1 protein-coding gene is annotated in these 1,388 nt (G+C 44.4%); it reads left to right on the forward strand.

From position 1 onward, the window contains the following. Nucleotides 1–1,388: 2-isopropylmalate synthase (locus tag A3729_RS17170; protein WP_068634117.1), on the forward strand; the 1,388-nt coding region annotated here is incomplete at both ends.

Raw genomic sequence — 1,388 nt, forward strand, 5'->3', positions numbered from 1 at the left:
GCTCGTGCACTTGAGAAGATGCGTGTTGATGTTATTGAAGCGGGGTTTGCGATTGCAAGTCCGGGCGACTTTGAGTCGGTTAAATCTATCGCTGATACAATAGTAGATTCTCGAATATGTTCTCTATCCAGGGCATTGGATAAGGATATCGATCGTGCTGCTGAAGCTTTAAGAGGAGCAAATGCGTCGCGTATTCACACCTTTATAGCAACCTCCCCGATCCATATGAAGTATAAGCTTCAAATGGAGCCAGATGCAGTTGTCGAGCAAGCTGTGCGAGCAGTAAAAAGAGCGCGAAGCTATACAGATGATGTCGAGTTTTCATGTGAAGATGCTGGTCGTTCAGAGTTGGATTTTCTTTGTCGTATTATAGAGCAAGCGATTAATGCTGGTGCTTCCACAATAAATATCCCGGATACGGTGGGCTATGCGATTCCCGAGCAGTTTGGTGAAACCATAAAAAACCTTATCGAGCGAATTCCAAATTCAGACAAAGCTATTTTCTCGGTTCATTGTCACAATGATCTCGGCTTAGCTGTTGCAAACTCTTTGTCTGCGGTAACCAATGGTGCACGCCAGATTGAATGTACTATTAACGGATTGGGTGAGCGAGCCGGAAATGCTTCTTTGGAAGAGGTTGTAATGGCAGTTCGTACACGATCTGACTTGTTTGACCTATCGACAAATATCGACTCTACACAGATCGTGCCTTGCTCGCGGTTAGTGTCGACGATTACCGGCTTCCCGGTTCAGCCAAATAAAGCAATTGTTGGTGCAAATGCGTTTGCGCATGAGTCTGGCATTCACCAGGATGGTATATTGAAGCATCGAGAAACTTACGAAATTATGAAGGCTCAAGATGTTGGCTGGCATACTAATAGTCTGGTTCTAGGTAAACACTCTGGCAGAAATGCATTTCGTTCCAGAATAGAAGAGCTTGGAATTTCATTGGAGTCTGAGACTGAGTTAAATCAGGCGTTTGCAGCATTTAAAGAATTGGCAGATAAAAAACACGAGATATTTGATGAGGATCTGCATGCATTGGTAAGTTCGACTAAATCTCTAGATCAGGTCGATCTCTATTCCTTGGTTTGTTTGTCAGTGTGTTCCGAGACAGGTGTTGTGCCTGTCTCAAAGGTTACTTTGCTCGTCGATGGAGAGGAAAAGTCTGCTGAGTCAGACGGTAGTGGCCCGGTTGATGCAACCTATAAGGCAATCGAGAAGATAGTTAACTCGGGTGCTGCGCAGCAATTATATTCTGTAAATAGCATCACAAGTGGAACCGACTCTCAAGGGGAGGTAACGGTTCGGCTAGAGAAAGACGGGCGTATTGTAAATGGTTTAGGTGCAGATACCGATATTGTCATTGCTTCTACAAAGGCTTATTT

The sequence above is a fragment of the Oleiphilus sp. HI0043 genome, from assembly GCF_001634935.1.